This window comes from Rhodococcus sp. R1101, assembly GCF_000278445.1.
In the GTDB taxonomy this organism is placed as follows: domain Bacteria; phylum Actinomycetota; class Actinomycetes; order Mycobacteriales; family Mycobacteriaceae; genus Rhodococcus; species Rhodococcus gordoniae.
Map to the genome: position 1 here is coordinate 1 of NZ_AJVB01000133.1, position 9003 is coordinate 9003.

Below are 9003 nucleotides of genomic sequence, written 5' to 3' on the forward strand. Positions count from 1 at the left end.
CGCGCACGAAGTCCGCGACGCGGATCGATTCGCTCATACGACCGACGATAACGCGGCCTATCGAAGCGCCGCGGCCGTGCGCCGGCCCATCTTCGCGAGAATGCGGGTCGTGCGGTCGGCATCGTCGGCAGCGTCCACCGCCGGCGCGCAGACACCGTCCATGTAGAGCGCGTCGCCGAAACTGTCGGCGCCCGCCTCCATCCGATCGAGTTCGGCGTCGGAGAACGCCACATGGGCCCCCGCGCTGCGCGCGATGTCCCAGCGGTGCACGAGCATGTCCCAGATGTAGAACTGTTCGAAGGTCGCGCCCACCGTCGTCGGCCCGAAATAACCCTCGTAGGTCGTCGAGACGAGTGCGTCGTCGGCGAGGATCTCGGCGATACGCGCCGTGTGTACCTGCCAGGCCTCGGCGGGACGGCCGGTGTCGGGCCGCTCCCCCGTCTCGACACCGCGACCGTCGAAGAACTCCCGCTGCGTGTCGATGATGTGGGCCAGGACGTCGCGCGCGGTCCACCCCTCACACGGCGACGGTGCGTCCCACTCGGCGTCGCGCAGGGACGAGATCACGTCGGTGAGCGGCTTGTAGGCCTCTGCGTGTCGCAGTGCTGTTGTATTCATGACTCGATACTGACGACCACCGAGGGCGAGGTATTGATGAAACCCGACGGCGGCGACCCGGCGGCGCGGCGTCTCGGCGGTCGCGACGACATCGAACGCGCCCACCTGAAGGACCCGCACGACGCCTCGCACACCATCGATCGCTATCCCGCCGGGCCCGACCTCACGGACCTGGTGCAGCGGTACTGGATTCCGGTCTGGTCGGTGCCGCCCGGCCGGGAGGCACCCCAGCGGGTGCTGCGGTATCCGGTCTGCCAGATGGTGGTCGGGCACGATTACGCGCGCTTCTACGGTGTCGAGCACGGACTGTCCACCGTCACACTCACCGGCGAGGGCTGGACGGTCGGGTGCATGCTCAGCCCTGCGGCCGGCGCCCTGCTCACCGGCACCTCGCTCGCGGCGTTCACCGACCGGGCCGTCGACCTCACCGACGTCCTCGGCGACCCCGGCACGCGCCTGATCACACGGGTACGCGAGGCGATGGCATCCGACCCCCGTTCACCGGAGTCGCATCGCTCCGCGACGGAGGGGTTCGACGAGGTGCTTCGCGCCCACCTCCCCATCGACGAGGAAGGACGACTCGTCAATCGGCTGGTGGCGTTCGTGGAGGAGAACCCCGACGTCCTGCGTGTCGAGCAGATCCGAACGGAGTTCGCTCTCGGTGAGCGGGCCCTGCAACGCCTCGTCCAGCGGCGGATCGGCCTGACCCCGAAGTGGCTCATCCAGCGACGGCGACTGCAGGAGGCCGCCGGCCGCCTGCGCGAGAGACCCGGCTCGTTGTCGGAGGTCGCCGCCGTCCTCGGTTATGCCGACCAACCCCACTTCGTGCGAGATTTCGCGAAGGTCGTGGGCATGACCCCCGGTGCGTTCGCTGCTCGCTACGGCGATACACGACCGCCTTCCTCGGATGGGTCTCGCGAGCCCGACGCGCGTACCACATAGTGGAACCTCCCAAACCCATGAGGCCTCGCGATCAGGTAAATGTAACGAAGCACACAGGGAGGACGACCTACCTGTCGAAGCACGACGAAGAACGAAGGGGTTCATCGTGGGACACGACCGCCTACTTTTCATCGGACGTCCGGACGCGGACGAGGTCGCGCACTGGAGCACTCTGCGCGAGCTTGCACCCCAGCGAGGATGGAAGCCCACTCGGACATTCGAGCCCGGCGAAGTCGCCTGGGCCGTCGCCGCCGGCAGCGCCTTCGAGCAGTCCGGACCGACCGCCGAGGTGATCCACTCGCTGCAGGAAGCCCACATTCCCTGCACCAGCGCACTCGACGCGATCCGCCACGCGTACTCGGCCTCACGCCTGTCGCTCTGATTCGCATGCGGGTGGCCGTGTCTCGACGTCGCGGTGCGGCCACCCGCTGTGCGGTCCGACCTACGGCTGGCCGAAGGAACTGACGTCGAGCCAGGCCGCCAGGAACTCGGTGTCGCCGAAGACCTTCACGTCGGTCGCGTCCACCGCGCGCCGCCGGTAGAGCACCAGCAGTAGCTCCGTCAGCGGTCCGCGTACCGCGACGGCACTCTTCTCGTGGGCGTGCCGCCACACGAACTCTTCTCCGGTCAGATCCACGACCCACTCCGCCGACGTGTCCGTCGCATGGAAGTGCAGTGTCCGGTCCGGACCGTGCAGCGCACGGTGCCGTTCCGCATCGCGTCGCGGCCAGGTGACCACGGCCAGGTCGAGCCACTCGTCCACGCTGTCGACCGCGAGGTCGTGTGCCACCGCGAATCCCACACCCAGCGCAAGCGCAGCGTCGGCGCGGTGCACGACCGTCTCGTGGGTGAACCGCCGGGCGAAGAACTCCGGGGTTTTCCTGCCGCCCGGGATCGGTGTCCACACCCGCATGTTCGGGCCGATCTCCCGCAGGGCGGTCCCGAGCTCGTGCGCCCCTTCCCGCAACCACGGGATCACCTCGTCCGGATCCTCGTCGACATAATCCGCCAACTCCCGCATCGGGCGGTCGGTGCGGGGCATCGCCCCGTTCCCCCGGACCGCCTCGGCCGCCCACCGGTGCCCGTAGCCGATGTGCCGGGCGAGCTGACCGACGTTCCATCCCGGACACGACGGCACGGCTGTGGTCATATCCTGCCCGGCCAGTGAGGCCACCAGCAGTTCCGTCTGTTCGACGATCTCGACGCAGTAACGCGTGTAGTCCAGCATGCCTACCCTTCGCACTCGGCCCGATACCCGTCCCGATTCTGCACGGTCGGTGTCCTCTCACGATTTCGGTGTTTCCGACGTCGCCGAGCGCGGTCGGAAACACCGAAGTTCACGATCGGTCTCGAAAGCGTCATCTTCCGATGTCACGTACTGCCGTCGGATTTCGACGAGATTCTCGCGGGGCGACCGTAAGCTGAACAGATGTACTCGTACAAGGTGATCGAGATCCGCGAAGGCATGCTCGGCGGGAAGATGTCCGGCGGCAAGCTCGAGAAGATCCTCAACGATCATGCCCGAGACGGGTGGCGCCTGAAGGCGATCACCTCCGCCGACATCAAGGGACGGATCGGCCCCGGTGGCGTCGAGGGAATGCTCGTGACATTCGAACGCGAAGAGTAGAAGCGATGTCGCGCCGAATGCCGGTACCTGTCGGTAGCGGCAGTGGATCCTTCCCGCCTCTCCCGGCGACCTGAGCCGAAGGACGGACAGGTGTCGTCGCAGCCGGAGATCCGCTCGGGTTCGACCCTGGTACTCGCAGTACTGGCGTCGGGCCAGTTCCTGATGACGCTCGACAGCTCGGTGATGAACGTGTCGATGGCGACCGTCGCACAGGACGTCGGCACCACGATCACCGGCATCCAGACCGCGATCACCCTCTACACCCTGGTGATGGCATCCCTCATGATCACCGGGGGGAAGGTCGGCACGATCCTCGGTCGACGTCGCGCGTTCGGTATCGGACTGGTGATCTACGGCATCGGCTCGTTCACCACCGGACTCGCCCCGAACCTCGCGGTCCTGCTGGTGGGGTGGTCGTTGCTCGAAGGTATCGGCGCGGCTCTGATCATGCCGGCGATCGTCTCGCTCGTCGCAGCCAACTTCGCTCCCGATCGGCGTTCCGCAGCATACGGTCTGGTCGCGGCGGCCGGTGCGTCGGCCGTGGCCGTGGGTCCGTTGCTGGGCGGGGCCGTCACGACGTTCGCGTCGTGGCGTTACGTCTTCTTCGGCGAGGTCGTCCTGGTGGTGCTGATCCTGCTGGTGCTGCGCCGTATCGAGGACGTTCCCCCTCACCGCGTCCACCTCGACCTCGTGGGATCCGCCCTGTCCGTACTCGGTCTGGGATCCGTCGTCTACGGCGTCCTGCGCTCGAGCGAATGGGGCTGGGTGCGGGCCGAGCCGGGCGCACCCGCCGTCCTGGGCCTGTCCCCGGTCATCTGGCTTCTCGTCGCGGGCTCGCTGGTGCTCTATGCATTCATGCGGTGGCAGAGCGCTCTCGTCAGCAGGGGCCGCGACCCGCTGGTCGATCCGGGGCTGTTCGCCAACCGCCAGCTCGTCGGCGGTCTGACGATGTTCTTCGCGCAGTTCGCGGTGCAGGCCGGAGTCTTCTTCTCCGTCCCTCTCTTCCTGTCGGTCGTACTCGAACTCAGCGCGGTCGAGACCGGTGTCCGAATCCTGCCGTTGTCGGTCGCACTGGTGCTGGCCGCAACGGTGATCCCGAAAGTGCGACCCCACGCCGACCCCCGACGTGTGGTGCGCATGGGTCTGGGTTCGATGATCCTGGGGATCCTGATCCTCGTTGCCGGTATGGACCCGGGCGCCGATGCGGCCGTGGTGTCGATACCCATGTTGTTGATGGGTCTCGGTCTGGGGGCGCTGGCTTCCCAGCTCGGCGCGGTCACGGTCTCGTCGGTACCCGATTCCCAGAGCGCGGAGGTCGGCGGTGTGCAGAACACCGCAACCAATCTCGGGGCGTCGCTGGGCACCGCGCTGATCGGGTCGATCCTCATCGCGACCCTCACCACGTCGGTCGTCACCGGAATCGAGAACAACCCCGACGTCCCGCCTTCGGTACAGCAGCAGGCGACCACCGAGCTGGCCGGCGGGGTGCCGTTCCTGTCCACGACCCAGTTGCGGGCCGCGCTCGACGAGGCGAATGTCGACCCCTCCACAACGGAAGCACTCGTCGCAGTCAACGCCGATGCGCGACTCGAAGCGCTGCGCGCCGCGTTCGCCGTGACAGCGCTCCTCGCGATCGCGGCGCTGTTCGGAACCGGACGGCTACCGCGACGATCGGCAGGAACACCACCGCCCTAGAGAATTTCGGTGGTTCCGCCCTCACTGAGCGCGGGTGGAAACACCGAAATCGTGAGAGAGTCAGGACGCGAGCAGGCGACGGAACGAGCTGCGGTGGAACACGATGGGTTCGACGTCGGCGTCGGTGAGCAGTTCGTTGATGCGCAGCACGACGATCGCGTGGTCGCCCGCCGGAACCTCCTGCTCCACAGTCACGTCCATGCGCACGCTCGTGCCCGAGACGAACAGCGCGCCGCCTTCGCGACTCTCGATGGCGATACCGGCGAAGCGATCGCCGTTCTTCGCGGCGAGGACCCGCGCGGCACCGTCGTGCTCCTCGCTCAGCACGCTGATGCCGAGATGCGGGAGAGACGCGAGACGCGGCCACGTGGTCGAGGTGTTCTGCACGCAGAACGAGACGAGCGGCGGGTCGAGCGACACCGGCACGAAGGTGCTCGCCGCCATCCCGATCCGCTCTCCGTCCACCTCCGCGCAGATCGCGACGACACCCGAGGGGACGTGCGCGAAGGCCTGACGCAGAGACGGTCCGTCGAGAGTGGTCATGAGGCGGCCTCGTTTCGAAGTGCGGCGGACGGCACCGGCGACCGGCGTTCGGCGTAGTCCGCGATACGGCTATCGGTTGTGTAGGTCGAATCGTGAAGATACAGGCCGGGCGCCGGGGTCGTAGCGCCCAGTTCCACCAGGACGGGCTCGAGCAGCAGGTCGGGTGCCAGTGCGATCTGCTCGTCGCCCCAGCCGAGCAGTCCTGCACCGCGTGTGACCACGTCCACAACGTGATCGGGCTCTCGTCCGGCGAGAGCCGCGGCGAGACGGGCTCCGGCGTCGAGGTGGTGGGATGCGGGCTGCGGGTTGCCCGCGACGACAACGATCGTCACGGGAGATCACCTTCCGGATGGGCCCTCCGGGTGGAGAGCGATATACACCGCCATCCTTCGCGCCGGCCGAGCAGACCGGAACCGTTTCGCTCCGTACGAGCGGAAACCTCGACGACCCCTCGGTAGGGTCGGGTGGATGAGTGTCGCGGATTCACAATCAGCCCCCACCGACGGTCTCGCAGGATGGGCGCTCGAGTTGATGGACCGCCTCGGCGGTGTCGGTGCCGGCATCGCGATCGCTCTCGAGAACTTCTTTCCGCCGCTCCCCAGCGAGGTCATCCTGCCGCTCGCCGGGTTCGCCGCGAGCCTGGGCAGTTTCACCCTGTTCGGTGCGCTGTTCTGGACGACCCTCGGTTCCGTGTTCGGCGCTCTCGGTCTCTATTCGATCGGTCGTTGGGTGGGTGAGGACAGGATTCGCGCGGTCGTGCGGAAGCTTCCACTCGTCGATGTCGAGGACCTCGACCGTTCGACCGCCTGGTTCCAGCGGCACGGACGCAAGGCCGTCTTCTTCGGCCGGATGGTGCCCGTCTTCCGGAGCCTCATCTCCATTCCCGCCGGTGTCACACGGATGCCGATCTGGCAGTTCCTCGCGTTCACCACCGCGGGCAGCCTCATCTGGAACTCGATCTTCGTGCTGGCCGGTTATCAGCTCGGCGAGAACTGGAGCGCCGTCGAACCGTACGCCTCGGCGCTGCAGTACGTCGTGATCGCCGTCGTCGTCGCGGTGATCGGCTACGGGATCGTCCGGCGCATCCGCTCGCGTTCGAAGGACACCGCTTCGCACAACCGCAACTGACGGGTCAGCCCCACACGGTGATCGCCGTGCACGCGCCCGCCACGACCAGCACCGTCAGGACGTCCCCGAGCCGCAGTCGCAGCGGCGGGCGGATCGCCGATCGTGGTCCCCGTACCGCCAGCGCGTCGCCGAGATCGCGGACCTGGCGCATGGATACCGACACCACCGCGCCGACGGAGTCGGCCACCTCCTGCCACCACCCCGCCGGAGTGCGGATGCCGGGCCGGCCGCGGACCTTGCGCGCGGCGAACAGCACCCGCATCTCGGCGCGAACGGTCGGCAGCATCCGCAGCGCCAGCGCGCACACCGTCACCCATTCGTCGACGGGCATCCGTAGCAGTCGCAGTGGGGCGAACAGCACCGGCAGGGCGTCGACGAGATCGGACAGTCGCGTCGTCCACCCGACCAGCGACGCGAGCACCAGCAAACCCACGCCGAGCAGCATCGTCCGGACGTAGGCGGTGAGCCCGCCACCCGCTGCGTTGAGGACCAGGCCGACGGCGAGGACCGCGAACACCCACCACGGAATCGTCGGGACCACCCCGCGCGGGATCCGTGCGACGAGCACACCCACGACCAGCACGGCGAGCAGGATGCCGAGCCCGGTCCAGCTCGGAGCGAAGCTCACCGCCACCGACAGCGCCGCTGCCGACAGGACCTTCGTGCCGGCCCACACCCGGTGCAGGGTTGTCTCCCGAGGCACGGGCCGCAGCAGGATGATCGGGCGCCGCTGGCGCGTGCGTGTGCGTGTGCGTGTGCGTGTGCGTGTGCGTGTGCGACTCATGCGATCACCGCTCCCGTCTGCTCCACGATGCGTCCGTCCTCGAGCACCACGGTGCGCGAACACACCTCTTCCATTCCGTGCAGGTCGTGGGAGATGACGACGACGGTGACGTGCTCGACCGCGCGTAGATGGGCGAGGATCGACACGACCTCGCGGCGGCCCCGCAGATCCAGTCCGGCCAGCGGTTCGTCGAGCACCAGCACCCGCGGGGTGCGGGCGAGTTGGGCGGCGATCGCGACCCGCCGCATCTCACCGCCGCTGAGCCGGTCGATCGGCCGGTCGATCAGTTCGGGACGCAGACCCACCCGGTGCAGGACGGCGGCGACGTAGCCGCGGTCGGTATGCGGAAGCCCGGCCACCTCGGAGATCTCCTGGGCCACGGTCGGTCGTTGCAACTGCAGCCGTGCCTGCTGGAAGACTATGCCCACTTCTCCGTGCAGATCGGCCGTCGGGGTGTCGTGCAGCACGGCCGTTCCGCGCGTGGGGCGCATCAGTCCGGCGACGATCCACGCGAGCGTGGACTTGCCCGAACCGTTCTCCCCGACGACCAGTACCCCTTCACCGCGGCAGATCGTCAGCGACACCTCGCGCAGCGCGGTGTGTGCCCAGGGTGTGCCGGCCGCGTAGATGTGCGTGACGTCGCGCAGTTCGAGGACCGGCTGCGGGAACGCGGGTGCGGTCGCCGCGACCGGCGCCGGCAGCGGCGGCGCGGCGACCCTCGGGACGATGCGTCCGTCGGCGATGTGCACGATGCGGTCGGCCGCGCGGGCCTCGTCGTCGAGATGAGTGACGAGCACGACCGCGGTACCCTCCCGCGCGACGTCCGCGAGCAATCGGATCAGTTCCACGCGACTGTCGGCGTCGACCATCGCGGTGATCTCGTCGGCGATGAGCAGTGCAGGTCGGCGGGCGAGTGCGCCCGCCAGCGCCAGCCGCTGCAGTTGCCCGCCCGACAGATCTTCCGTGGCGCGGTCCGCCATCCCGGCCAGGCCGACCCGCGCGAGCAGATCGTCGACGTCGACGTCCTCGAATCCCCACCGCAGATCCTCGGCGACGGTGCGGCCGAGCACCTGGCTCTCGGGATGCTGCAGGATCATGGCCGTGCCACCGGGGCGTCCCGGGCCGACGGATCCGGGCCGGTCGATCAGGCCGACGGTCGGCTCGAGTCCCGCGAGCAACCGTACGAGCGTCGACTTGCCCGAGCCGTTGCCCCCGACGATCGCGACGAACTCCCCCGGCCCGATCGTGAGGTCGATGTCCGACAGGGCGTCGCGGTCGGTTCCCGGATACCGGTAACCGACGAGGCGCAGCGCCACGGGCAGCGGACCCGGGGCGGCGGCCGGGTCCTGCTCGGGCCAGTCGACCGACCGGGTCGCCCACGTGCTGCGCAGGGCCACCACGCGGAAGATCCCGAAGCACAACAGCGCGGTGCCTACGGTGCCGACCAGCACCGCACTGCCGATCCACACCCACCACAGCCGCACCATGATCTCGAGGGTCCGTTCCCAGGTGTCGACGAACTGCTGCCCCGCACCGGCCACCTCGAACGCCCGGAGCGTGCCGCGCATCGACGCTTCGAGCGCCTCGAGCAGCAGCACCCGGGTCCGATCGAACAACAGCAGCAGACCGCAGGCGGCGGCCGCGAGCAGCAGCCCGGCCGGGACGG

General features: G+C 68.6%; 11 protein-coding genes. 5 read left to right on the forward strand and 6 right to left on the reverse strand.

Features of this window, described 5'->3' with window-relative positions; all coding sequences use genetic code 11:
• Nucleotides 1-57: 57 nt before the first annotated feature.
• Nucleotides 58-618, reverse strand: coding sequence for a TIGR03086 family metal-binding protein (locus R1101_RS0110920; RefSeq protein ID WP_016933470.1), 561 nt, complete (start codon nt 616-618; stop codon nt 58-60).
• Between the two features lie 36 nt (nt 619-654).
• Here R1101_RS0110920 and R1101_RS0110925 point away from each other — a divergent pair, with 36 nt between their 5' ends.
• On the forward strand, nt 655-1560 hold the full coding sequence (locus R1101_RS0110925; protein ID WP_016933471.1) for a helix-turn-helix domain-containing protein: 906 nt from the start codon (nt 655-657) through the stop codon (nt 1558-1560).
• A gap of 106 nt (nt 1561-1666) precedes the next feature.
• A complete protein-coding gene (locus R1101_RS0110930; RefSeq protein WP_016933472.1) occupies nt 1667-1942 on the forward strand; it encodes a hypothetical protein in 276 nt (91 codons plus the stop codon).
• 60 nt (nt 1943-2002) lie between these two features.
• Here the strand turns inward: R1101_RS0110930 and R1101_RS0110935 are convergent, their stop codons facing one another.
• Entirely contained in the window at nt 2003-2788 is a 786-nt protein-coding gene (locus R1101_RS0110935; protein ID WP_016933473.1) for a maleylpyruvate isomerase family mycothiol-dependent enzyme, read from the reverse strand.
• 201 nt (nt 2789-2989) lie between these two features.
• On the opposite strand from R1101_RS0110935, the gene R1101_RS0110940 reads away from it, so the two are divergent.
• Together R1101_RS0110940 and R1101_RS0110945 are read left to right on the forward strand one after the other, a co-directional pair.
• Nucleotides 2990-3187: a DUF4177 domain-containing protein gene (locus R1101_RS0110940; protein ID WP_006552868.1), complete on the forward strand. Its 198-nt coding sequence runs from the start codon at nt 2990-2992 to the stop codon at nt 3185-3187.
• 90 nt (nt 3188-3277) lie between these two features.
• A complete protein-coding gene (locus R1101_RS0110945; RefSeq protein WP_016933474.1) occupies nt 3278-4882 on the forward strand; it encodes an MFS transporter in 1605 nt (534 codons plus the stop codon).
• 60 nt (nt 4883-4942) lie between these two features.
• Here R1101_RS0110945 and R1101_RS0110950 read toward each other — a convergent pair whose 3' ends face one another.
• A complete protein-coding gene (locus tag R1101_RS0110950; RefSeq protein ID WP_016933475.1) occupies nt 4943-5425 on the reverse strand; it encodes a flavin reductase family protein in 483 nt (160 codons plus the stop codon).
• Entirely contained in the window at nt 5422-5757 is a 336-nt protein-coding gene (locus R1101_RS0110955; protein WP_016933476.1) for a hypothetical protein, read from the reverse strand. The genes R1101_RS0110950 and R1101_RS0110955 overlap by 4 nt, the downstream gene beginning before the upstream one ends.
• Before the next feature lie 136 nt (nt 5758-5893).
• Here R1101_RS0110955 and R1101_RS0110960 point away from each other — a divergent pair, with 136 nt between their 5' ends.
• A complete protein-coding gene (locus R1101_RS0110960; protein WP_016933477.1) occupies nt 5894-6553 on the forward strand; it encodes a DedA family protein in 660 nt (219 codons plus the stop codon).
• Between the two features lie 4 nt (nt 6554-6557).
• On the opposite strand, the gene R1101_RS0110965 is transcribed toward R1101_RS0110960, so the two are convergent.
• Together R1101_RS0110965 and R1101_RS26405 are read right to left on the reverse strand one after the other, a co-directional pair.
• Nucleotides 6558-7337, reverse strand: a complete 780-nt coding sequence (locus R1101_RS0110965) for an energy-coupling factor transporter transmembrane component T family protein (RefSeq protein WP_016933478.1) — start codon at nt 7335-7337, stop codon at nt 6558-6560.
• Nucleotides 7334-9003 (reverse strand): ABC transporter ATP-binding protein (locus R1101_RS26405; protein ID WP_016933479.1); only part of this gene is annotated, 1670 nt, incomplete at its 5' end. The genes R1101_RS0110965 and R1101_RS26405, both read right to left, overlap by 4 nt.